Origin of the sequence: Bradyrhizobium sp. AT1 (assembly GCF_001590795.1) — a bacterium.
Classification (GTDB): domain Bacteria; phylum Pseudomonadota; class Alphaproteobacteria; order Rhizobiales; family Xanthobacteraceae; genus Bradyrhizobium.
Genome location: NZ_JXDL01000001.1, coordinates 5474569 through 5498255 on the forward strand (window position 1 = coordinate 5474569; position 23687 = coordinate 5498255).

21 protein-coding genes are annotated in these 23687 nt (G+C 65.5%); 6 read left to right on the forward strand and 15 right to left on the reverse strand.

Annotation, left to right across the window (positions count from 1 at the left end; translation table 11 throughout):
* Position 1: 1 nt before the first annotated feature.
* Positions 2 to 493, reverse strand: coding sequence for a thiosulfate oxidation carrier protein SoxY (gene soxY / locus SE92_RS25315; protein ID WP_063199464.1), 492 nt, complete (start codon positions 491 to 493; stop codon positions 2 to 4).
* Between the two features lie 21 nt (positions 494 to 514).
* A complete protein-coding gene (soxX, locus tag SE92_RS25320; RefSeq protein WP_063199467.1) occupies positions 515 to 865 on the reverse strand; it encodes a sulfur oxidation c-type cytochrome SoxX in 351 nt (116 codons plus the stop codon).
* Positions 866 to 1101: 236 nt separating this feature from the next.
* Here soxX and SE92_RS25325 point away from each other — a divergent pair, with 236 nt between their 5' ends.
* A complete protein-coding gene (locus SE92_RS25325; protein ID WP_063199470.1) occupies positions 1102 to 1773 on the forward strand; it encodes a DUF938 domain-containing protein in 672 nt (223 codons plus the stop codon).
* 51 nt (positions 1774 to 1824) lie between these two features.
* Here the strand turns inward: SE92_RS25325 and SE92_RS25330 are convergent, their stop codons facing one another.
* Complete coding sequence (locus SE92_RS25330; protein WP_063199473.1) at positions 1825 to 3894, reverse strand: prolyl oligopeptidase family serine peptidase; 2070 nt, start codon at positions 3892 to 3894, stop codon at positions 1825 to 1827.
* A gap of 198 nt (positions 3895 to 4092) precedes the next feature.
* Between SE92_RS25330 and SE92_RS25335 the strand changes: the two genes are divergently transcribed.
* Together SE92_RS25335 and SE92_RS25340 are read left to right on the forward strand one after the other, a co-directional pair.
* Entirely contained in the window at positions 4093 to 5340 is a 1248-nt protein-coding gene (locus SE92_RS25335) for an MFS transporter (RefSeq protein WP_063199476.1), read from the forward strand.
* Between the two features lie 121 nt (positions 5341 to 5461).
* The gene (locus SE92_RS25340; protein ID WP_063199479.1) at positions 5462 to 6700 is read left to right on the forward strand and encodes an MFS transporter; all 1239 of its coding nucleotides are present in this window, start codon (positions 5462 to 5464) and stop codon (positions 6698 to 6700) included.
* Positions 6701 to 6777: 77 nt separating this feature from the next.
* Here the strand turns inward: SE92_RS25340 and SE92_RS25345 are convergent, their stop codons facing one another.
* Positions 6778 to 7272 carry a VOC family protein gene (locus tag SE92_RS25345; RefSeq protein ID WP_063199482.1) on the reverse strand — a complete coding sequence of 165 codons (495 nt, stop codon included), beginning with the start codon at positions 7270 to 7272 and terminating at the stop codon, positions 6778 to 6780.
* Positions 7273 to 7382: 110 nt separating this feature from the next.
* On the reverse strand, positions 7383 to 7928 hold the full coding sequence (locus SE92_RS25350; RefSeq protein WP_063203750.1) for a carboxymuconolactone decarboxylase family protein: 546 nt from the start codon (positions 7926 to 7928) through the stop codon (positions 7383 to 7385).
* Positions 7929 to 8066: 138 nt separating this feature from the next.
* On the opposite strand from SE92_RS25350, the gene SE92_RS25355 reads away from it, so the two are divergent.
* Positions 8067 to 9281 (forward strand): acyl-CoA dehydrogenase family protein, encoded by a 1215-nt coding sequence (locus SE92_RS25355; protein WP_063199485.1) that lies wholly within the window; start codon positions 8067 to 8069, stop codon positions 9279 to 9281.
* A gap of 157 nt (positions 9282 to 9438) precedes the next feature.
* Positions 9439 to 10578, forward strand: coding sequence for an acyl-CoA dehydrogenase family protein (locus SE92_RS25360; RefSeq protein ID WP_063199488.1), 1140 nt, complete (start codon positions 9439 to 9441; stop codon positions 10576 to 10578).
* A 199-nt stretch (positions 10579 to 10777) separates the two neighbouring features.
* Here SE92_RS25360 and SE92_RS25365 read toward each other — a convergent pair whose 3' ends face one another.
* The 10 genes from SE92_RS25365 to SE92_RS25410 form a co-directional block, all read right to left on the reverse strand.
* Positions 10778 to 11815, reverse strand: coding sequence for an amino acid ABC transporter substrate-binding protein (locus SE92_RS25365; RefSeq protein WP_063203751.1), 1038 nt, complete (start codon positions 11813 to 11815; stop codon positions 10778 to 10780).
* 86 nt (positions 11816 to 11901) lie between these two features.
* Complete coding sequence (locus tag SE92_RS25370) at positions 11902 to 12495, reverse strand: L,D-transpeptidase (RefSeq protein WP_063199491.1); 594 nt, start codon at positions 12493 to 12495, stop codon at positions 11902 to 11904.
* A gap of 366 nt (positions 12496 to 12861) precedes the next feature.
* Positions 12862 to 13836, reverse strand: coding sequence for a hypothetical protein (locus tag SE92_RS25375; protein ID WP_063199494.1), 975 nt, complete (start codon positions 13834 to 13836; stop codon positions 12862 to 12864).
* A 100-nt stretch (positions 13837 to 13936) separates the two neighbouring features.
* Positions 13937 to 14524: a thioredoxin family protein gene (locus SE92_RS25380; RefSeq protein ID WP_063199497.1), complete on the reverse strand. Its 588-nt coding sequence runs from the start codon at positions 14522 to 14524 to the stop codon at positions 13937 to 13939.
* Positions 14525 to 14555: 31 nt separating this feature from the next.
* A complete protein-coding gene (locus SE92_RS25385) occupies positions 14556 to 15254 on the reverse strand; it encodes a cytochrome c biogenesis CcdA family protein (protein WP_063199501.1) in 699 nt (232 codons plus the stop codon).
* Positions 15255 to 15567: 313 nt separating this feature from the next.
* Complete coding sequence (locus SE92_RS25390) at positions 15568 to 16179, reverse strand: sigma-70 family RNA polymerase sigma factor (RefSeq protein WP_063199504.1); 612 nt, start codon at positions 16177 to 16179, stop codon at positions 15568 to 15570.
* Between the two features lie 427 nt (positions 16180 to 16606).
* Complete coding sequence (locus SE92_RS25395) at positions 16607 to 17344, reverse strand: response regulator (protein WP_063199507.1); 738 nt, start codon at positions 17342 to 17344, stop codon at positions 16607 to 16609.
* 10 nt (positions 17345 to 17354) lie between these two features.
* Positions 17355 to 19100, reverse strand: a complete 1746-nt coding sequence (locus tag SE92_RS25400; RefSeq protein WP_063199510.1) for an ATP-binding response regulator — start codon at positions 19098 to 19100, stop codon at positions 17355 to 17357.
* On the reverse strand, positions 19070 to 21148 hold the full coding sequence (locus SE92_RS25405; RefSeq protein WP_245324686.1) for a sensor histidine kinase: 2079 nt from the start codon (positions 21146 to 21148) through the stop codon (positions 19070 to 19072). The genes SE92_RS25400 and SE92_RS25405 overlap by 31 nt, the downstream gene beginning before the upstream one ends.
* Positions 21149 to 21154: 6 nt before the next feature.
* Positions 21155 to 22165: a TRAP transporter substrate-binding protein gene (locus tag SE92_RS25410; protein ID WP_063199513.1), complete on the reverse strand. Its 1011-nt coding sequence runs from the start codon at positions 22163 to 22165 to the stop codon at positions 21155 to 21157.
* A gap of 200 nt (positions 22166 to 22365) precedes the next feature.
* Here SE92_RS25410 and ugpB point away from each other — a divergent pair.
* Positions 22366 to 23687: sn-glycerol-3-phosphate ABC transporter substrate-binding protein UgpB (ugpB, locus tag SE92_RS25415; protein WP_245324687.1), on the forward strand; the 1322-nt coding region annotated here is incomplete at its 3' end.

The following is a 23687-nucleotide window of genomic DNA, read 5'->3' on the forward strand; positions in this document are numbered from 1 at the left end:
CCTAGCCGCCGCAGCCGCCGACGGTGACCTTCACGTCCTTGGCCGCGCTGTAGAGCTTGCCGTCGGCTTCGACGATGGCGACCAGTTTGGTGGACTTGGCCATCTTCAGCCGGTTGGCAACGGCCGGAACGGTGCCGTCGGCGAATTTGTAGGACGCTGCGAGCGCGAACGGATTCTCGGCCACGAGGAACGAGATCGAGGTCACCTTGTCGAGCGTCGTCGTCACCGAGACCGGCACCACGCCGCCGTTCTCGGCAATCTCCGGCGCATCCAGCTTGACCTTGTCGGAAGGCTCGGCGGTCTTGCCGTAGAGCGCCTTGATCGCGTCGGCCTCGTTCTTCTGCTTGAACGCCTCTTCCGGATATTTGTCGTTGGCCGCGGCGCGCGCCGGGCCGGCAGCGAACGGCAGATTGCCAAGGCCGATCAGCGCGACCGAGGCCGCGCCCTGAAGGATCAGGCGCCGCGTCGGGTGAAGGCCGGTGGTCGTGGTCATCAGAGGTCTCCTGGCGTGCCGCTACAGCGTCTGCAGGAAATCAACGATCGCGCTGATCTCCTGTTCGGTCAAAATCCGGTTCCGGCCGAACGGCGGCATCATGGTCTGCGGATTGCGCTTGGTCTCGTCGTAGATGATCGCGGTGAGCTCGTTGCGATCGGGGTACTTGGTCTTGAGATCCTTCAGTTCCGGCCCGATCGTTCCCGGCAGGTCGCCGCCTTTGATGGCGTGGCAAGTCAGGCAATTGCCCTTGCCGCGGTCGAAGGCGAGCTTCTGGCCGTCGGCGACGGCAGATTGCGCCCGCGCCCCAGCCGCACCGGCGGAGAGGGCCAGCGCCAGCAGGACGGCAAGCTTGCGAGGAAAGGCGGTCAAGGTATCGTCCCGAGCGTTATGTCGATGATCTCGTTACCGGAAATATAGTCGTTCCAAAGCACAAAGGGCACCGCCTGACAATCAAGACTATGCACGCGGCAAAATGGAGTTAATATCCTCCGCATTACAACCGATGAGATTGTTCGTTCATCTAGTGGGTTGGCACTAGCAAATTATTCTAGGGCGTTTGGCCCACATGGACTCACTTTCTATCTCGCTTATTTTGGGGACTTCACTTGGCTGAATATGTCGTCGAATTTGGCAGGGACGGCGGGCGGGTCGAGCCGGACGGGCGGCTCGATGCACCGGCCTTCCATCGCAATCACGGGCCGCTCTGGGACGCGCTGGAACAGCACCTTACCGGCATGACCGGCAACGTGGTCGAGCTCGGCAGCGGAACCGGCCAGCACGTGGTCCATTTCGCCCGCCACACGCCCGGCCTGATCTGGTGGCCGAGCGACCTCAATCAGCGCCATCTCAGGAGCATCGAGGCCTGGCGCGTCTATGCGGGCCTCGCCAACATCCGCAGCCCGTTGCGGATCGATCTCACCGATCCCGACTGGTGCGCGGAGATGAAGAACGGGCAAGTGCCGACCAGTCTTGCCGCCGTGTTCTGCGCCAACGTCATTCACATCGCGCCCTGGGCCGTGGCCGAGGGCCTGTTCGCCGGCGCGGGCCGATATTTGCGCAGCGACGGCAAGCTGTTCCTCTATGGCCCCTTCAAGCGCGGCGGCAAGCACACCGCGCTCAGCAATGCGGTGTTCGACACCTCCTTGCGTGAAGGCAACCCTGAATGGGGCGTGCGTGACATCGGCGACGTCGAGGCGCTCGCGCGCGGCGTAGGCCTTCGCCTCGTTGACTCCATCGACATGCCCGCGAACAATCTGACGCTGGTGTTTGTGCGCTAGCTGGGCGGGAGGTGCACCACCCCGCCGCTCGCGGTTACGCATCAAGCGGCGTCACACCTCGCCGTCCCGCCATCCGATCTTCTCCTTCAAGAACCGATAGCCGAGCACCTCGAATCCCGCGCGCTCCCTGTTGTCCTTGCCGTAGCCGTGGCCGCCGGCGGCCGGCTCGTAGAACCAGGCCTCATAGCCCATCGCCTGGAGCTTCGCCGCCATCTTGCGGGCGTGGCCGGGATGGACGCGGTCGTCGCGCCGCGTGGTGGCGATCAGGATCGGCGGATAGGATTGGCCGGCCTTCACATTGTGATAGGCCGAGTAGGTCTTCAGCCACTCCCATTCCTCGGGCTTGTCGGGATCGCCATACTCCGCGATCCAGCTCGCGCCCGCGAGCAGCTTGGTGTAGCGGCGCATGTCGACCAGCGGGATGGTGCAGAACAGCGCGCCGAAGCGCTCGGGATAGCGCACCAGCATGTTGGTGATGAGGATGCCGCCGTTCGATCCGCCTTGGGCTGCGATGCGCTTCGCGCTCGTCACGCCGCGGCGGACGAGATCGGCCGCGACCGCGGCGAAATCGTCATGCGAGAGCTTCTTGCCGGCGAGCCGTCCGGCGTCGTGCCAGCGCGTGCCGAACTCGCCGCCGCCGCGCAAGTTTGCCTGCACAATGGTGCCGCCGCGCTCCAGCCACAGCTTGCCGAGCGAGGAATTGTAATACGGCTTCACCGCGAGCGCGAAGCCGCCATAGGCGCTCATATAGACCGGCGCATCGCCGCTCTCTTTCGCGGGGCCGGTCTGCACATAGGGAATGCGCTCGCCGTCGATGGAGATTGCCTCGTGCTGCGTCACCACGAGCCCATCGGCGGTGAATGTCTTCGGCGCCTGCTTCAGCACGACCGGACTTGCGACGCCGCGCTCGAGCAACAGCAGTGACGGCGGCGTCAGCGGGTCCTGCACGTTGGCGAGCAGATCGCCATTGCTCTCGCTGGGATCGCGATCGAGCGGCCAGACATCGACGACGCCGATTTGCGGCAGGCCGGGAAGCGTCGCGCGGCTCCAGCCGGTGGCGGACGGCGTGCAGATCTCGAAGCGCGGGCGGAGCTCGTCGAGGATCGACAGCACGAGCTTGCCGGCGGCCCAGAAAAAGCCCTGGACCGCCCGGCGCGGCGCCGGCTCGAACAGCACGGCGAAGTCGCGGCGGCCCGCCAGCAAGTCCGCAAGCGCGATGCCGAGCACGGTGTCCGCCTTGTGGGTCTGTCCGGCCACCGACCAATCTGCGCGCGGCTTGATCGCGAGCCAGTCGCCATGGGCTTGCAGCTCGATGGCGGTGGGGAGGTCCAGCTTCGAGACGGGGCCGGTCCGGTCTCCGATCGAGACGCTGTAGTTGAAGAAGTCCAGCATCCGGCCGAACCAGATCGCGCGCTCTGGAGTCATGCGGTCGATATGGCCATACGCGGCCATGTCGTTCACGGAAGCTTCGAACAGCACGGAAGCCTGTTCCACCGGCTGGCCGCGCCGCCACAGCCGCACGGTCCGCGCGTAACCCGACGTCGTCGCCATGCCCTCGCCATGGGCGCTCGCCAGCAGCAGCGTGTCGGCATCGACCCAGTCGGCGCCGCCCTTCGCCTCGGGCAGCGTAAAGCCGTCCGCCACGAAGCTCCTCGTGGCCATGTCGAACTCCCGCAACACCACGGCGTCGCTGCCGCCGCGCGACAGGCTCAGCATCACGCGCGGGCTTCCCGGCATCGTGGCGATTCCGCTGAGCAGCCAGTCCTCGCCCTCGTTCGCGGCGAGCTGGTCGATGTCGAGCACGGTCTCCCAGGAAGGCGTAGGCTTGCGAAATTCGGCCAGCGTGGTTCGCCGCCACAGGCCGCGCGGATTGCCGGCGTCCTTCCAGAGATTGTAGAGATGATCGCCGCGCCGGCCGACATAGGGAATGTTGTCCGGGCGATCGTAGATCGCCGCGAGAACGTCGCGGTCGTGCTCGAAGGCCTTCCCGCCGAACGCCTGCAGCGTCAGGCTGTTCTGCCGCTCCACGAAATCCAGCGCCTGCTTGCCTTCGATCTCCTCCAGCCAGAGCCAGGGATCGTCGTCGGGAGCTTGAAGCGTGGGCCTGTCGTCGACGATCATGAACGAAACTCCCGAAAAATCGCGGCGGATCAGATTTGATCGAGCGCAAGCCGTCAAGGGCGCGCTCCGCTATCATCGCACCGATTGCGTCACAGGCATGGCCTGCGCCCGTTTGCGCCGGTTGCCGGCCTTCCCTCACCCCTCCATAGTGCCGCGAATCAACAAAGCCCTCGAAAGTCCCTTGGGGCGGAAAAGCCGATGCTGGACGTGACTTCGACCCATGAGATCGCCGATGACGCCCGCGTGCGCGCCAATGTGGTGCGCCTCGCCGCAGCGCAGGCGCTGACGGGAGCCAACTCGGCCGTGATCTTCGCCACCGGCGCGATCGTCGGCGCCACGCTCGCGCCTGACATGTCGTTCGCGACCGTTCCGATCTCGATGTACGTGGTCGGGCTCGCAGCCGGCACGCTGCCGACCGGCGCGATCTCGCGCCGCTACGGCCGCCGCGTGGCCTTCGTCATCGGCACCGGCCTCGGCACGCTGACCGGCCTGCTCGGCTCGTTCGCGATCCTGCACGGCTCGTTCGCGCTGTTCTGCATCGCGACCTTCCTCGGCGGCCTCTATGGCTCCGTGGCGCAGTCCTATCGCTTCGCTGCCGCCGACGGCGCCAGCGCAGCTTACCGGCCCAAGGCCGTGTCCTGGGTGATGGCGGGTGGCGTGTTCGCCGGCGTGCTCGGTCCGCAGCTCGTACAATGGACCATGGACGTCTGGCAGCCCTATCTGTTCGCCTTCAGCTTCCTGGTGCAGGCGGCGGTGGCGCTGATCGCCATGGGCATCGTCGCCGGCGTCGATATGCCAAAACCCGCGCCGGCCGATCTGCATGGCGGCCGGCCGCTGTTCGCCATCGTGACGCAGCCGCGCTTCATCGCGGCGGCGCTGTGCGGCGTCATCTCCTATCCCATGATGAACCTGGTGATGACCTCGGCGCCGCTCGCCATGAAGATGTGCGGCCTGTCCGTCTCCGATTCCAATTTCGGCATTCAATGGCACATCGTCGCGATGTACGGGCCGAGCTTCTTCACCGGCGCGCTGATCGCCCGCTTCGGTGCCCCGAAGATCGTGGCGGCCGGCCTGCTGCTCGAAGCCGGCGCCGCCGGCATCGGCCTCTCGGGCCTCACCGCGATGCATTTCTGGGCCACGCTGGTCGTGCTCGGCGTGGGCTGGAATTTCTCCTTCATCGGCGCCTCCGCGCTGGTGCTGGAGACGCACCGCCCGCAGGAGCGCAACAAGGTTCAGGCCTTCAACGATTTTCTGGTGTTCGGCATGATGGCGATCGGCTCGTTCTCCTCGGGGCAATTGCTCGCCAATTACGGCTGGTCGGCGGTGAATTTGGTGGTGTTCCCGCCGGTCGTTCTCGGCCTCATCGTGCTCTCGCTCGTCTCGTATGCCCGCCGCCGTAGGGCGCGACTGGAGGCTGTGATGGGTGAGTTCCCGGACGCGGTCTGATTGGCGGGAGGCTGTCAGCAGCGTTGATGCTTCGATCGCTGTCGAAGTGATTTTCTGGTCCCGCACCGTTACATGATGCTCATCATGAACCCGGCGTGGGGACAGCGAAGGAAAAGCGCGAATGCTCGACAATCCCCGGCAAGACGCTCGCATCGACGAATCCTCCCTTCGCTACGAAGGCTGGCGCATCGTCGCCGTCTGCTTCCTGCTCGCGACCTTCGGCTGGGGGCTCGGCTTCTACGGCCAGAGCGTCTATGTCGCCGAGCTGCAGCGCGCGCGGGGCTGGCCCACCACGCTGATCTCCGCAGGCACGACGTTTTTCTACCTGTTCGGCGCGCTGCTCGTCGTGTTCGTCGGCGAGGCCGTGCGCAAATACGGCCCGCGGCTTTGTCTCGTCGCCGGCACGCTGGCAATGGCGGCAGCCGGCGTCGCGATCGGCGCGGTGCGCGAACCCTGGCAGCTCTATCTCGCCAACGCCGTGCTCGCCTTCGGCTGGGCCGGCACCAGCCTTGCCATGATCACCAACACCATCAGCCTGTGGTTCGACCACAAGCGCGGCATGGCGATCAGCCTCGCGCTCAACGGCGCCAGCTTCGGCGGCATCGTCGGCGTGCCATTGCTGGTGACCTTGATCGGCCACGTCGGCTTTGCCAGTGCGATGTACATCGCGGCCGGCGCCATGCTGGTGTTGCTGCTGCCGGTGATCCTGCTCGTGGTCGGCCGGCCGCCGGCCCACCACGGCTGGCACGCGGCGACGAAGGCGAAGCCGCAATCGTCGACGCAGATCCGCGCCTGGGCGCTGCGCGACGTCGGCTTCCTCACCGTGACGATTGCGTTCGCACTGGTGTTGTTCGCCCAGGTCGGCTTCATCGTGCATTTGATCTCGTTCCTCGATCCCGTGATCGGCCGCGAGCGCGCCGCCGTCGCGGTCGCGGTGTTGACCGCGATGGCGGTGGTCGGCCGCGTGCTGTTCTCGCTGGTGATCGACCGTCTCAACCAGCGCCTCGCATCCGCGCTGTCGTTCCTCAGCCAGGCCGCCGCGCTGCTCGTCGTCATCAACCTGCACAATGATTACGTGCTGATCGCGGCTTGCGCATTGTTCGGCTTCTCGGTCGGCAATCTCATCACGCTGCCGTCGCTGATCGTGCAGCAGGAGTTCGACAGCAGCTCATTCGGCGTGCTGATCAGCCTGAACACCGCGATCAATCAGGTCACCTACGCGTTCGGTCCCGGCGTGGTCGGCGCCTTGCGCGACTGGTCCGGCGGCTATTCGCTGCCATTCTATCTCTGCATCGCGCTGGAGCTGGCGGCCGCCGCGCTGATCATGGTCCGAGGAAACAGGTCTCGTAGGGCGGATTAGCGGAGTGTAATCCGCCGCCTTGCAGCGCGTGAGGAACGAAGTTGGCGGATTACGCTCCGCGAATCCGCCCTACGGCATCACGCCTCCCGCGCCGTCAACAACCGCTCCACATCCAGCCGCTTGGTGAACATCGCCAGCTTGCCGTCCGCCCCGAACGGCCATTGCTCCCTGGGCTTGTCCCAATACAGCTCGACGCCGTTCTGATCCGGGTCGCGCAGATACAGCGCCTCGCTGACGCCGTGGTCGCTGGCGCCGTCCAGCGCGATGCCCGCCGTCAGCACACGGTGCAGCGCATCCGCCAGCGCTGCGCGCGTCGGATAAAGGATGGCGGTGTGATAGAGCCCCGTCGTTCCTGGCGGCGGCGGCGAGCCGCCTTTGCTCTCCCAGGTGTTGAGCCCGATGTGGTGATGATAGCCGCCGGCCGAGATGAAGGCTGCGCCAGATCCCATCTTCTGCATCAGCTCGAAGCCGAGCACGCCGCAATAGAAGCCGAGCGCACGATCGAGATCGGCGACCTTGAGGTGAACGTGGCCGATCTTCGTGCCGGCGGCGACGGCTGGGCTTTGCGACATGTGAATGCTCCGTTGATGAACTCCACATAGGGTGGACCTCGGGACACTGCTATTGGCCTATCCTGAAACCCAGCGTTTCCTGATGCGCAATTGCGCATCAGCATCGGCAATCAAGCCAGCTCCTTCTCCTCGCCCTCGGGCAGCTCGAACTCGAACGTGTTCAGCGTCATCGACACCATCGTGTAATAGCCGCACAGCCCGATCACCTCGACGACGCCGCGCTCGCCGAGCAATGTCACCGCCGCGTCGTAGAGTCCCTTCTCGACGCCATGGCCCTCATGCAGCGACTTGGCGAGATCGTAGACCATCTTGCCCTTGGGATCGTCGAAGTCCGGCGTGCGGCGGTCGCGAATGGCGTCGATGATGGCAGGGTCCATGCCGCCCGCGAGCGCGAGGCGCTTGTGCGCGTACCATTCGTAGTGCGCGGTCCAGTGCCGCGCCGTCACCAGGATCGCGATCTCCGAGAGCTTGGCCGGGAAGATCGTGTCGTAGCGCAAGACCTCGCCGAGCCGCGTCGCGTGGCGGGCCATGTCGGGACTGTTCAGCCAGGCCATCATCGGCGCCGGCGGTTTGCCGCGCTTGCCGGCAATCGACTCGTCATAGGTCTGCCGCTGGCTCTCGCTCATTTCGCCAGGCGAAAGAAGTTTCAGGCGCATGGTCGTTTCCTCCATGTTTTCAAGCACTCTGTTGACGCGACTATAGCCGAATGCGCCCGCGCGGAAGTGGTTGAATTCCGCGAGGGCTTGGCCCAGAGTCGCGCCCAACAAGCCGATTTCGATTGATGGAAACGACCAATGTCTGAACTCAAAACCAGCGATACCGAATCCGCCGAGCTCGAAACATTCCGCAACGAGACGCGCGCCTGGCTCGAAGCCAACTGCCCGCCGGAGATGCGCAAGCCCGCGACCTCCGACGCCGATGTGTTCTGGGGCGGGCGCAACGCAAAGTTCTCCTCCGAGCCGCAGCGCATCTGGTTCGAACGCATGCGCGACAAGGGCTGGACCGTGCCGGATTGGCCGAAGGAGTATGGCGGCGGCGGCCTCAGCGCGGCCGAGCACAAGGTGCTGCGTGCCGAGATGGCCAGGATTGGCGCGCGTCCGCCGCTGTCGAGTTTCGGGATCTGGATGCTTGGGCCCGCTTTGCTCAAATACGGCAACGACGCCCAGAAGAGGGAGCATCTACCTAAAATCGCGGCGGGCGAAATCCGCTGGTGCCAGGGCTATTCCGAGCCGAATGCCGGCTCCGATCTCGCCTCGCTGCAGACCCGCGCCGAGAGCGACGGCGACGACTTCGTCATCACCGGTCAGAAGATCTGGACCTCCTACGCCAATTACGCCGACTGGATCTTCTGCCTGGTGCGCACCGATCCCACGGCGAAGAAGCACGACGGCATCAGCTTCATCCTGTTCGACATGACCTCGAAGGGCGTGACGACCAAGCCGATCCTGTTGATCTCCGGCTATTCGCCGTTCTGCGAGACCTTCTTCGACGGCGTCCGCGTGCCGAAATCGCATGTGGTCGGCACCGTCAATCGCGGCTGGGACGTCGCCAAATATCTGCTGCAGCACGAGCGTGCGATGATCTCAGGGATGGGCGAGCGCGGCGTCGGCCGTCCGCTCGGCCAGATCGCGGCGGATTCCGTCGGCACCGATACGCAGGGCAAGCTCGACGATGCCATGCTGCGCGGAAAGATTGCCAGTTTCGACGTCGATGAAGCCGCGCTCGCCGCCTGCGCCGAGCGCGCGGTCGATCTCGCCAAGGCCGGGCAGGCGCATCCGGCATTCTCGTCCGCGATGAAATATTACGGCACCGAGCTCAACAAGCGCCGCTACGAGATCCTGATGTCGGCCGGCGGCGTCGATGCGCTGGAATGGGAGAGCGAGCGCTCCAGGCAGGGCGCCCGTCCGCGCGCCTGGCTGCGCACCAAGGCGAACTCGATCGAGGGCGGCACCACGGAGGTGATGCTCGGCATCGTCGCCAAGCGTATCCTGGATTTGCCGGGGGCTTGAGCCGCACTCTCACCACCCGTCATTCCGGGGCGCGACGAAGTCGCGAGCCCGGAATCCATCAGGCCGCATTCTCTGCTGTGAAATGGATTCCGGGCCTGCGCCTTACGGCGCATCCCGGAATGACGAACCAAAAAGATCTCTCATCGGAAACACGCCCATGGCCCTCGTCCTCACCGAAGAACAATCGATGCTCCGCGACAGCGCGCGCGGGCTGATCAGCGACAAGGCGCCGGTGTCGCATCTGCGGCATCTGCGCGACAGCAAGGATCCCACCGGCTACTCGAAAGAACTGTGGCATTCCTTCGCCGAGATGGGCTTTGCCGGCCTGCTGGTGCCGGAAGAGTTCGGCGGCAGCGGGCTCGGCTATGTCGAGGCCGGCGTCGTGATGGAGGAGATCGGCCGCACCTTGATGCCGTCGCCCTTCCTCGCGACGTCAGTGGTCGCGGCTTCCGCGCTGAACCGCGGCGGCAATGCCGCGCAGAAGTCGGAATATCTGCCGAAGATTTCGAACGGCTCGCTGCTCGCGACGCTGGCGATCGACGAGGGCGCCAAGCATCGCCCGCTGCAGACCAGCTTGCAGGCCGTACGCGCCGGCAACGGCTTCAAGCTTTCCGGCGCCAAGGCGCTGGTGGTCGACGGCCACGTCGCCGATCTCGTGATCGTTGCCGCGCGCACCGCAGGTGCCGCCGGGGAGCGTGACGGCTTGACCCTGTTCCTCGTGAACCCCAAGGCCAAGGGCGTTGCGATCGAGCGCACCATCATGGTCGATGCGCACAATGCGGCGCGGATCGAATTCGCCAATGTCGAGGTCAACGCCGACAGCGTGCTCGGCGAGGTCGATCAGGCAGCAAGCCTGCTCGACGGCGTGCTGGACATCGGCCGCGGCGCGGTCGCCGCCGAGATGGTCGGCCTCAGCGATGAGGTCTTCAATCGCACCGTCGAGTACCTCAAGAGCAGAAAGCAGTTCGGCAAGCTGATCGGCGAATTCCAGGCCCTGCAGCACCGCGCCGCCGAGCTCTATGTCGACATCGAGATCACCCGCGCCGCCACCATGAAAGCGCTGCAGGCCCTCGACGCCGATGTCGCCAAGGCGACCTCAGCCGTCGCCGTCGCCAAGGCGCGCGCCGGTACCACCGCGACGCGCGCGGTGCAGGAAGGCGTGCAGATGCACGGCGGCATGGGCATGACCGACCAGTTCGACATCGGCTTCTTCATGAAGCGCGCCAGGGTCTGCGAGGAGCTGTTCGGCGATGCGAACTACCACACCGAGCAGCTGGCGCGGTCGCGCGGGTATTGAGGCGACAGTCCAGGGCACGATAGTGCCGCACCCCAGGTGTCGTCCCGGCGAACGCCGGGACCCATAATCCCAGGGAGTAGTTTGGCGAAGGCTCGCAGTTAAAGAGCTTCGCGCGGTACTGTCACCTGCGCTGATCGATAGATCACGCGGTATGGGTCCCGGCGTTCGCCGGGACGACAGCAGAGAGAGCCGCTTTACCTTACCTCATCGGCGGCGCGTACTGCACGCCGCCGGCGTTCCAGAGCTGGTTCATGCCGCGCGGGATCTTCAGCTTGGACTTCTCGCCGATGTTGCGCTCGTACATCTCGCCGTAATTGCCGACGTGGCGGATGATGCGGACGACCCAGTCCTTGGTCAGCCCGAGCTGCTCGCCGTAATTGCCCTCGGTGCCGACGAGGCGCATCACTTCCGGCTTCTTCGACTTCAGCGCCTCGTCGATGTTCTCCGAGGTGACGCCCAGCTCCTCGGCATTGATCATCGCGTACAGCGTCCACTTCACGATCATCATCCAGTCGTCGTCGCGCTGGCGCACCACGGGGGCGAGCGGCTCCTTGGAGATCATGTCCGGCAGGATCATGTGGTCGCCGGGCTTGGTCAGGTTCAGCCGGAGCGCGTAGAGCTGCGAGACGTCGGCGGAGAAGGTGTCGCACTTGCCGGTGTCGTAGGCCTTCACCACGTCGGCGAGGTTGTCGAACTTCACCTCGTCGTACTTCATGTTGTTGGCCTTGAAGTAGTCGGCGACGTTGAGCGCCGTCGTGGTGTTGGCCTGGACGCAGACCTTGCTGCCGTCGAGGTCCAGCGACGTCTCCTTGTTGCGCGACCGCGGCAGCATGAAGCCGGCGCCGTCGTAGTAGGCGACCGCGGGGAAGTAGAGGTCGTAATCGAGCTCGCGCGCCATGCTCCAGGTCGAGTTGCGCGAGAGGATGTCCACCTTGCGGCTCTGCAGTTCCTTGAAGCGTTCGCTGGCATCGAGCGGGATGAACTTCGCCTTGCCGGGGTCGTTGAAGATCGCCGCCGCCACCGCGCGGCAGAAATCGACGTCGAAGCCGCTCCAGTTCTTGTTGTCCTCGGAGTACGAGAAGCCCGGCAGGCCCTTGTTGACGCCGCACAGCACCTCGCCGCGGCGCACGGTGCGCTTCAGCGTGCGGGTGTCGTAGAACTCGTAGATGATGGCCAGAACGGCGACCAGCACGGCGACAGCGAGCCCGATCAGCAGGCCGCCACGAAAACTGCGCATCATGTTGCTCTCTCGAAAAATCGGGAAAAGGAATTGGGAGGAGGGTGCGGAGCATGATCCCCGGGGATCATGCTCCAGCGACAGCCTTACAGTTCAGGCTTCTGACGGATGACGACCTTGGTGCCGACGGGCACGCGGTCGTAGAGATCGGCGACGTCGTTGTTGACGAGGCGGAAGCAGCCCGAGGACACCTTGGTGCCGATCGTGTCAGGGCGGTTGGTGCCGTGGATGCGGTAGACCGTGGTGCCCAGATACATGGCGCGGGCCCCGAGCGGATTGCCGGGGCCGCCGGCCATGAAGCGCGGCAGATAGGGCTGGCGCTGGATCATCTCCGGCGGCGGCGTCCAATCCGGCCATTCCTTCTTGTTGGTGATGGTCACCAGCCCCTGCCATTGGAAGCCGTCGCGGCCGACGCCGATGCCGTAGCGGATCGCGCGCCCGCCGGGCTGAACCAGATAGAGGTGACGCTCGGCGGTCGAGACGATGATCGTGCCCGGCGGTTCGGTGGTGCGGAAATAGACCACCTGCTTCTGCCATTCCGGCTCGAGCTGGTAGGCGTCGTCAGCGACCAGGCCGGGCTCGTCGCCGCGGTCAGGCTGCTGGGCGGAGGCCTGCGGGGCGGACAGAATGAGCCCCACCGCAGCCATGAACATCCCGGTCAGGCGACGAAAATCCGTCATCTCAAGCTCTCCCCGCTGCCACAGCGCAAATCATTCAGATCCATCAAACCTGAGGGGCAGGTTCATGGCAAGTTGATGGCGCGCCGCCCTGATATGTCACGAGAATGCCTATGGTTTTTTAACGGTGCCGGGCAATGCCACAAACAGGGGATGGCGCGAAAAGCTTAGGTCGCGGCGGCAACGGTGCTGCGCTCCCGCCCCCGCTTGCGGGGGAGGGCCGGGGAGAGGGTTTCGCCTCCAGGGAGACTCCTCCAGAGGAGGCGCGCGGGACGATGCTTCGCATCGCCCGGACGCGCCGACCTCTCCCGCAAGCGGGAGAGGCGCAGACCGAGCCCGAGGTCATATCATCCGACCCAACTGGCAAAGTCAGATCTTGTTGCTCTCCGCCCCAATCCCCAGCCGCCGCACGATCTCCGCCCCCACCGCGCGCGCCTCCACCCGCGAGCCGATCCGCGGGCTGCGAAACCTTCGCCCCGAATGCAGTCGAATCACGACGATGCAATGCTCGTCCTCGGACCGGCCGCGACGCTCGACCGTGATAGTCTTCACGTCGGGTCCGGCGATGTGGTCGGCGCGCGGGCTGCCGTCGCCCCACAGGCGTTCGACACGGATATCGCTCTCGCGGATGATCCAGAAGGCGCCGGTCACGAGGTTGGCGTAGCGGTGCACGGCGAATGCGGCGAGCACGCCGAGCGGCAGCAGCAGGATGTCGACATGGCTCGGCGGCCATCCGCGCCACAGCTTGTAGGCGTAGGGCAGGGCGGACAACGAGACGGCGATCAGCGACACGATCCGGATGTCCCGCGCGGAAAACGTCTCCAGCGGCTCGCCGAGCTGCATCTCGGGATTGCTGGCGTCGAGCGGATTAACGGGATCCTCGACATTGGGGACTTCGAACTGCGCCGCGATCCGGGCCACGGTGTCGCGAACATGGGTGACGTCGGAGATCGGCGGGGAGGTCAGGCGCTCCCCGGAAGCCAGCGTGAACACGAGCTGGAAACGGGCCTTCACGCGCTTGCTGCCGGGAACCTGTAGCGCCGTGATATCGTCTTTCGCGACGACCCGCGTGCGCAGCCTGCCGAACGGACTTTGCCGCCCGATCAGGATCTCGTTCGCCGTGATGATCCACACCACCGCCGGCGCGATCATGATGCCGACGACGAATCCCGCTCCCACCAGCAGCGCGACCACTGAGATGACGATCTCCAGCGTGTCGTGCGTGAACAGGCCCGGCGTGAAGCACAGCGCCACGGCCGCCGCGCAGCCGGCCACGATCAGCCGCTGCGCGATCGAGGAACCTTCACGAAGGCGAATGTCGGTGCTGGCGGTCGCGTCGTCCATTGCGGGCGGCTGATTTCGATGCCCGCGAAACTCCACGGACGGGTCCATGGAGTCAAGCAACAAGGGCGAGACCCGAGCCGGCCGCGATGTCCCTGCGTGCTCAGCTGCTGGCGTTGAGCAGCTTCGCCACGGTGCGGTCGATCTCGTCGTAGCGGCCTTCGCCGGCGTGCTGGAACACGATCTTGCCGGACTGGTCGATGATGTATTGCGCCGGCCAATATTGGTTGCGGTAGGCGTTCCAGGTCTTGGAATCATTGTCCTGCGCCACCGGATAGGTGATGCCGTGGCGCTTCAGCGCGGCCTGGACGTTGGAGGCCGAGCGCTCGAACGGGAATTCGGGCGTGTGCACGCCGACCACGACGAGGCCCTTGTCCCGGTACTTCGCATAGAGCTCGGTGACATGCGGCAGCGTGTTGACGCAGTTGACGCAGCCATAGGTCCAGAAGTCGACCAGCACGACCTTGCCGCGGAGGTCGGCCATGCTCAGCGGCTTGGAGTTGAACCAGTTGTTGATGCCGGTGAAGTCGGGCGCCGCCTGCTGGCTCGCGGCGGCGACGGTGATGGGCGCGGCGGGGGCAGTGAAGACAGGCGTTGCGCGGGACACCTCGTCGCAGACGCCGGGGATGACGGCGCCGGTGACGGCGAAGCCGACAAGTGCGGCTGAGACGGCGAGCAGTTTGAAAGCCATAGAAGCGTCCTCCGGGTGAAATCTTCGGTGATTACAGGCCGATCTGGCCGGTGGGGTAGAAGCCGGTGAGCCACGCCACGATCAGCGTGTCGTATTGGAAATAGGCGGCGAGCGCGAAAGCGATCACGACGATGCCAAAGCCCTGTTGCAGGCGCGGCGAGATCCGCGAAATGCTGCGCACGCGCGTGGTCGCGGCCTGTCCGCCATAGGCGATCGCCAGCATCGGGATCGCCGCACCAATGGCGTAGGCGAGGAGCAGCGTGCCGGCCCAGGTCAGGTTGTTCGAGGTCGCAACCAGCGTCAGGATCGAGCCGAGCACCGGGCCGGCGCAGGGCGTCCAGACCAGGCCGAGCGTGGTGCCGAGGATCAGCCCGCCGAACGCGCCCTCGCGCTGCGTGGCGCCGGAATTGCCGAGATCGAGCCAGCCATTGAGCCGGATCGACAGCCATTCGAACGGCGCCGGCCACAGCATCAGCAGGCCGAAGCCGAGCAGCAGGATCGCGGCCGCCTCGCGCAGCACGTTCGGATCGAAATCGAACAGCCGCGTGATCGCACCTAACAGCAGCGCGGTCGCCGAGAACGAGACGACGAAGCCGAGCGCGATCATCGCGGGGCGCAAATGTCCCGCGCGCCCGATCGAGGCGCCAAGCAGGATCGGCAGCATCGGCAGCGTGCATGGCGCGGCGATGGTGAGAATGCCGGCGAGGAGAGCGAAGAGCAGTTCGAGCATCGGGGCACTCGTGAAGGAGGTCACGAGGGCAGTTCGGATTGGATGCGCGGCACGTTACGCGGCGTCACGCGCTCGTGACGTGCGCTGCTGCAAGTGGAGCGGAGCCCGGGTCCAAATACAAAACGACCCGGACGGGGGCATCGTCCGGGTCGCTGGAGGTCTTGGGAGGTTTAACGAAACCGTATGTGAGCTTTATAGGGGGGAAGTTTTTCCGCCTGATGTTGTGCTTTGTTTCAATTGTTTCGTGGGCGGTAACGCTTCCGTGTCCTGGGATGGGCCCATATCGAGCCCTATCCCTTTGAAATCGTTGACCTCAGGCGGCGAAACGCTCGACGCCGGCGCCCTTAAGCAATTCGGCCAGCTGCTTGCGGGCGTAGAACATCCGCGTCTTCACGGTGCTCTGGGGAATGCCGATGATCTGCCCGACCTCTTCCACCGACTTCTCGTGGTAGTAGACGAGGTTGATGATCTCGCGATGCGCGGGCGACAGTTTCTGCACGCAGGCGCGCAGGATGGCACTGGTGTCGCTGCGGTCGAGCGAGGTCTCCGGCGTGTCGGCACCGTCGGGAATCTGGCGCACGTCTTCCTGGTCGATGTCCTCGAAGCGGCGCTGGCGCATCGCGGTCAGCGCCTTGAAACGGGCGATCGAAAGCAGCCACGTCGAGACCTGCGAGCGGCCCTGAAACTGGCCGGCGGTCCGCCACACGTCCAGGAACACCTGGCTGACCAGATCTTCCGCCGCGGTGGCGTCACGCACGATACGCAGGATGAAGCGGTACACCCGCACATTGTGCCGGCAATAAAGAATATGCATCGACGTCCGGTTGCCGCCGGCAATGCTTTCGAGAAGCATGTCGTCCGAAGTCGCCTGAGCGGCAATGATGCTCTGGCTGGCCTGGGCGTTGATGGCGATGACGTTCCGCATTGACTTGGCTCCCCGTAGCGCCGCAACCGAGCGGCGTTTCCTTGGACCAAAGTGTTAATGAGCCAACGTTTCGGGACGTCTGCACGAAAAGCGGAAAATGGTTTCGTGCGCCGCCAAATTGTTTCGTCGAAGGGGGCGCGACGAAACATTCGGAGCAAAAAGTCGTGGAATTTCAATGTACGGAAAATACGGGGTGGGGGTTTGGAGGCGGGCAGGGGCGCCACGGAACGTATTCGGGGGGATTGCGTTCGGTCGCGCTGTACCCACCGATGTCGTTCCAGATGGCGCTCCGCGAACCTACACCGGCTTGCTCTTGTAGCCCGGATGCAGCGCAGCGAAATCCGGGACAATTCGATCCGCGTATACAGCGCCCCGGATTGCGCTGCGCTCCATCCGGGCTACGGCACCGCGCTCCGCCGCCCGCCCTCTACGCCTTCTCGCCCTGCGGCGAGAACAGATAGCCGCCGCCGCGGATAGTGCGGATCACGGCCGGCTTGGCCGGGTCGGGCTCGATCTTGCGGCGGATGCGCATGATGCGCAGGTCCACGGCGCGGTCGAAGGCTTCGGCGTCGCGCGCATTGGCCAATTCCAGCAGGCGCTCGCGCGACAGCACGCGCTTCGGATTGGCCGCGAACACTTTCAACAGCCCGAACTCGGACGCGGTCAGCGGATGCTCGTTGCCCTCGTCGTCGCGCAAGGCCTGGGCTTCGAGGTCGAGCCATTTGGTGCCGAACCGCACCAGCTGGTCCTTGTCGGATTTCGCCGCCGCGGCTTCCGGCGCTGCTGCCTTGGCCGGCACGCTCCGCCGCAGCACCGAGCGGATGCGCGCCATCAATTCGCGCAGCTCGCAGGGCTTTGCCACGTAATCGTCGGCGCCGAGCTCGAGGCCGACGACGCGATCGATCGGGCTCGCGGTCGCCGTCAGCATGATGACGGGCACGTTGATGCGGCTCTTGAGGTCGCGGATGATCGAGAGACCATCCTCCTCGGGCATGTTGAGATCGAGCACGACGAGGTCGGGCATGCTGCCGTCGATCGCGGCACGCAGCGACTTGCCGCCATCGCACAGCGTCACGGTGAAGCCGTGCATCTTGAGATAATCGCCGACCATCTCCCGGGCCGGGGCTTCGTCGTCGACGATCATGATGTGCTGGCTTTGGGTCATGGTCTCTCAGTCACGGCATTTCGGTCGCGGGGAGGGTGATGGTGAAGGTCGAGCCCTTGCCGGGCCCCTCGCTGTCGGCGGTCACCTCGCCGCCATGCATGTCGACGATGCGCTTGACGATCGACAGTCCGAGCCCGGTCGAGCTCTCGCCGGCGGTCGGCTTGGCCGACAGCCGCTGGAAGCGGCCGAACAGGCGGCCGAGATCCTCCGGTGACAGGCCGGCGCCCTCGTCGCTGACGCGGACGATGGTGTCGCCGCCCTCGTGGCTGACGGCGACGCCGATCTTGCCGCCGATCGGCGAATATTTGATGGCGTTGCTGATGAGGTTGTCGATCGCCTCGCGGATGCGGTCGGTGTCGCACATGGTGACGATGTTGGCTGGTGCGGTGACGCTGATCGCCTGCTGCTTGTTGACGGCGAGCGGCTGGTTGGCCTCGGCGACCTCCTTGACCAAAGCGGCGACGTCGACCGGCTCGCGGCGGATGGTGATGTCGAAGGCATCGGCCATCGCGTCCGAGATCAGATGGTCGACCATCGTGGTCAGCCGCTTGGTGGCGTCGCGGATGTGGTCGACCTGGGCCACTACGCCGCTTTCCGAGGCGCCGGTCGAGATCAATTCCTTCAGCATCTCGGTGCGGCCGAGGATGACGCCGAGCGGGTTCTTCAGATCGTGCGCGACGGTGCCGAGGATCTCGTTCTTGAAGCCGTTGGCGCGCTGCAGCCGCAGCCATTGCGCGGAGAGGCGGCGGTTGGCCTGCATCAGCGCGCGGGTGCGCTGGGCGACGCGGTCCTCCAGCTGGGTGTTGGCGTCCTGCAGCTGCTGGTAGAGGATGACGTTGTCGAAGGCGATCGAGAGCCTGGAGGAGAAGATCTCGACCAGCGAGCGGTCGGTCTCCGACAGCTCGCGCTCGGCCTGCAGCAGCACCACGACCTCGCGGCCTGAGCCGGTGCGCAAGTAAATCACGCTGCGGTGGTCGGCGAATTCGTTCTTGCGGCCCTGGAAGGCCGCTTCCACCATCGCGCGCAAATCGGGGTCGAGCGCCTTGGACGACGTCGTGCCGATGAAGCGGCTGTAACAGCCGCTGCCGGCGAGCACCGAGAGCTCGGGGTCGATGCCGCCATTGTCGCGCAGCACCAGTATGCCGGCGCAGTCGACATTGAGCAGCGAGGCGAGCTGGGTCAGCACGCCCTCGGCGAGCCGCTGCATCGACTTGAAGTCGTACAGCGTCGAGGCCGCGTCGATGATGATCTCGAGCCCGCGCCTTGTCTGCACCATGCGCTCGAGCTGCTGATAGGAGCGCAGCGCTGCGGTCAGCGATGTGAACAGCTTGTCGGCGGTGAGCTCGGTCTTGGCCTTGTAGTCGTTGATGTCGTACTGCACGATCACGCGCCGCTCCGGCGCCTGGCCGGGCTGGCCGGTGCGCAGGATGATGCGGACCGTCTCGTTCTTGATCTCGTTGCGGATGAACTCGACCAGCTCGAGGCCGGCGACGTCGGTCTCCATGATGACGTCGAGCAGCACGGCGGCGATGTCGCCGTGCTCGGCCATCAGCTTGCGGCCTTCCGCCGCGGAATAGGCCGACAGGATCTCCAGGCTCTGGCCGTTCAGGCTGTAATCCGAGAGCGCGAAACGCGTGCCGTCATGCACCGCCGGATCGTCGTCGATGACGGCGATCTTCCATTTTCGGGCGTTGCTATCCTCCGACGCGGTACCGGTATCGTCGATCAGGTGGAGGACATCGTCCTGTTCGGCCATTGAGAAGTCCCGTCACTTTCTGTGCTCTGCGCGCCGCCCTTGGCGACCCGGGGCATGATAATGCGAAAAGTGGTGCCTTGTCCCAGCTTGGATTCCAGCATCATGCGACCGCCGAGCTGCTGGGTGACGAGGTTATAGACGATATGCAGGCCAAGTCCCGTGCCGCCTTCATTGCGCCGGGTGGTAAAGAAAGGGTCAAAGGCCTGCCGCTGCACGTCCGGGGTCATGCCGGCCCCGTCGTCGGTGAAGATGAGCTCGATGTCCTCGGTCCCGCGCGGCCGCGCCGAGATCGTGATGGTGCCGGCGCGCCCGTCGGCGAAGGCGTGGTTGGCGGCGTTGAGGAACAGGTTGGTCAGGATCTGGCCGTAGGAGCCGGGATAGCCATCGAGCAGCAGGCCCTCGGGCACGTCGACCCCGAGCGTGATCGGCGAGCGCTTCAAGACCGGCCTGAGGCTGGCGATGATCTGGTCGGTGGCCTCGCTGAGCGAGAATTGCCGCCGCTCGGCATGGGAGCGGTCGACCGCGACCTGCTTGAACGACTGGATCAGCTCGCCGGCGCGCTGGAGATTGGCGACGAGCTGCTGCGAGGCATCGCGCGAGGACTGCACGAATTCCTCCAGCTGCGAGCGGCGCAGGCCGCCCTCGCCCCTGAGCTGGGCCTCGAAGATCTCGGTGCGCCGGGCAAAGCTCGAGGCGACCGTCAGGCTGATGCCGATGGGATTGTTGACTTCGTGCGCGACGCCGGCCACGAGGCCGCCGAGCGCCGCCAGCCGCTCGGCGTCGATCAGGTTCTGCTGCGCGGCGTTGAGCTCCAGCAGCGCGCTTTCGGCTTTCTCCTTCGATGCGCGCAGCTCGTCCTCGGTCTCGCGCTTGGCGATCGCGTTCTCGCGGAACACCTCCACCGCGCGCGCCATGGCCCCGACCTCGTCGCGGGCCTTGGTGCCCTGCACCTCGCGGTCGAGGTCGCCGAGCGTGATCGCGCGCATCGCGGTCATGATCTGCTGCAACGGCAGCCGCACCGACAGCGCGATCAGCACGCCGGCGGTGAGGATGATGCCGAGGAAGATCACCGCGATCGACAGCACCCGCCTGGAAATGGCGGCCAGCGTGCGGTCGAAGGTCTCCTGCGCCTTCTGCTCGCGCTGGCGCATCTTGGTGGAGAGGTCGTCGATGGCGCCGATCGCCTCGGCCTGGCTGGCGTCGATGGTGTTGCGGAGCAGCTCGGTGCGGCTCGCAAGCTGCTCGGAGAGCTTTGCGAAGCCCTCGCGCAGCGCGGCGGTGCGGGCCCCTAGCCGCCGCAAGGCCATCTTCTGCAAATCATTGTCGGCGAGATCGATCATCACGGGGATGGTCTTCTCGATCGTCTCGGTGTTGCGCCGCGCGTCGTCGGCCGCGCCCGACGACTGCGACAGATAATAGGAATTGGCCGCCACCAGCATCGCGGTGAAGGCCTCGCGGGATTTTCCGAGCGAGGGCCAGATCAGCGCGTCGCGATGGCCGGTGGCGCCTTCGATGATGGAATAGAGCCCGGCCATGTCCCTGGCTGGGCCCTGAACCTGCTCCTCATAGGTCGTCGCGATGGTGGCCTGCACGCTGCGCAGCTCGCCGAAGCCGTTGAGGAAGCGGTCGGTGGTGCGCTCCAGCTCCTCGACCGAGCCCGACAGCATCGGGTCCTTGGCGGCGCGGTTCGCCAGCGTGCCCAGCACCGCCTCGCGCAGCAGGAGAATCTCGGCGAACAGGTCCGGGCTCGGCTGGTTGATGTAGCGGTGGATCAGATTGTGCAGCCGTCCGGTCTCGCTTTCGAGCAGCGCCAGGATCCGGTCGGATTCGCGCACCTGGCGCACGTCGTCCCAGGCCGAGCCCAGCACCTGCGCGCCATTCCAGATCATCGCCACCAGCACCACTACGACGGCGGAGTTCAGCGCCGCGATCGACAGGATGCGCCAGCGGATCGGCACCGCCCGCAGCACGCCGACGACACGCGCGCGCAGCCGCCCGATCGGGCCGGCCGGCCTGTCCGCGTGCTCGTGATGTCCAAGTGCAGCCAAACGGGCTCACTCCACCTTGCGAATACGTTCGATCAGCGCGGCCCCGGCGGGATCGCGCCCGGCCTTGGCGTAGATCGCCGCCATCGCGTCCTCGAACGGCTTGCGGTCGATGTCCCTGACGATGGTGACGCCGGCTTCCTGCGCCTTGCGCTGCGACTGCTCCTCAAGGTCGCGCCATTTCTCGCGCATGAACCGGCTGGAGCGCTGCGCGGCCTCCCGGAAGATGGTCTGGTCGTCCGGCGACAGGCTCTGCCAGGCCTTCAGCGAGATCACCAGCACCTCGGGGCTCATCGTGTGCTCTGTGAGCGTGTAATAGCCGGCATGCTTGTAATGGTCCGTGGTCACGAAGGATGGCCAGTTGTTTTCGGCGCCGTCGATCAGATGGTTGGCGAGCCCGGTGAGCACTTGCCCGTAAGGAAGCTCGACCGGCTCGGCGCCGAGCGCGCGCATCATCTGGCTCATCAACTCCGACTGCTGCACCCGGATCCGCAGTCCCCTGAGGTCCGCGATAGTCCGTACCGGTCGCACCCCATTGTAGATCGACCGCGCGCCGGAATCGTAGAAGGCGAGCCCGACGAAGCCGTAGGGCTCGAAGCTGCCGAGGATCTCGCTGCCAACAGGGCCGTCCAGCACCTTCTGCATGTGCTCGATGGACCGGAACAGGAACGGCATCGCGAGCACGTTCATCGCCGGAACGAAATTGCCGATCAGGGCCACGTTGGTCCGGTTGAGGTCGATCGCGCCGGCCCGGGTCTGCTCGATGGTCTCCTTTTCCTCGCCGAGCTGGCGGGAGTGGAACACCTTGATCTCGTGGCGGCCGCCGCTGCGCTCGGCGATCAGGGCGCCCATGTAGCGCAGCGCCTGGACGGTCGGGTAATCCTCGGCCTGGGTGTCGGCGGCGCGAAATTCGCGCGCAACGGCGCCCGTCGCGCGCATGCCTATCGAGAATGCGGCGAGCAGAAGCGCGACGAAGATCACCCCGGTCCGCGAGAGTTCGGCACGGTTCAACACTGGCACACTCAACCCCTCAGTGCTGGAGTCTATGGCGAAGGCAAAAGGTTCAATGCAATCTAGCAGATGGTAAAGGGAAGGCCATCCCGCTTCGGTCCTCGGAGTGATTGTGCGGCGCGGCTGTCCTTCATTCCCGGTTGAAACCGGATATGCCGCGCCTTAAGCAGGAGCGGTTGCCGCTCGCCGCTCCAGATGGAAGAGCCATCGTGATTTCAGCATTGCGCCTTTTGCCGGTCGTCGCCACTGTCGCGGCTCTCACATTCATCTCGAAAGCGCAGGCCGCCACCGACATCGCCTGGTGGCACGCGATGTCCGGCGAGCTCGGCAAGCAGCTCGAGAAGCTCGCATCCGACTTCAACGCCTCGCAATCCGACTACCGCATCGTGCCCACCTACAAGGGCAACTACACCGAGACCGTGACGGCTGCGATCTTCGCCTTCCGCTCGCGCAGCCAGCCCGCCATCGTTCAGGTCAACGAGGTCGCCACCGCCACCATGACCGCGGCCAAGGGCGCGATCTATCCGGTATTCACTTTGATGCGGGACCAGGGCGAGCCGTTCTCGCTGGCCGACTATTTGCCCGCGGTCTCCGGCTACTACACCGATGCGGCCGGCAATCTGTTGTCGTTCCCGTTCAATTCCTCGACGCCGATCCTGTACTACAACAAGACGATGTTCCGCGACGCCGGTCTCGATCCGGAGACGCCGCCGAAGACCTGGCCGGAACTCGGTGCCGCCGCAAAGCGCCTGCGCGACCGCGGCGCGGTGTGCGGCTTCACCACGTCCTGGCCGTCCTGGATCCATGTCGAGAACTTTTCGGCGTTTCACAATCTTCCGCTGGCCACGCGCGCGAATGGCTTTGGCGGCCTCGATGCGGAATTGACCATCAACAATCCCTCGCTCGTGCATCACATCGGAGCGCTCAGCGAGTGGCAGAAGACCAAGCTGTTCGACTATAGCGGCCGCGGCCAGGCCGCCGAGCCGCGGTTCCAGAACGGCGAATGCGGCATCTTCATCGGCTCCTCGGCGACGCGCGCCGACATCAAGGCGAACTCGAAGTTCGAGATCGGCTACGGCATGATGCCGTATTGGCCGGACATGAAAGGCGCGCCGCAGAACTCGATCATCGGCGGCGCCACGCTGTGGGTGCTGCGCGACCGGCCGCGTCAGGAATACAAGGGCGTGGCGCGCTTCTTCGCCTATCTGTCGCAGCCCGGCGTGCAGGCCGCCTGGCACCAGAACACCGGCTATCTGCCGATCACCCGTGCCGCCTTCGAGCTGACGCGGTCGCAAGGTTTTTACGAGCGCAATCCGGGCTCGGCGATCTCGTTCGAGGAGATCACGCTGCACCCGCCGACGGAGAATTCGAAGGGCATAAGGCTCGGCTCCTTCGTCCTGATCCGCGGCGCCATCGAGGACGAGCTGGAGCAGGCCTTCGCCGGCCACAAGAGCGCGCAGGCTGCCCTGGATTCCGCAGTCGAGCGCGGCAACAAGCTGCTGCGGCAATTCGAGCGCGCAAGTCCGGATCG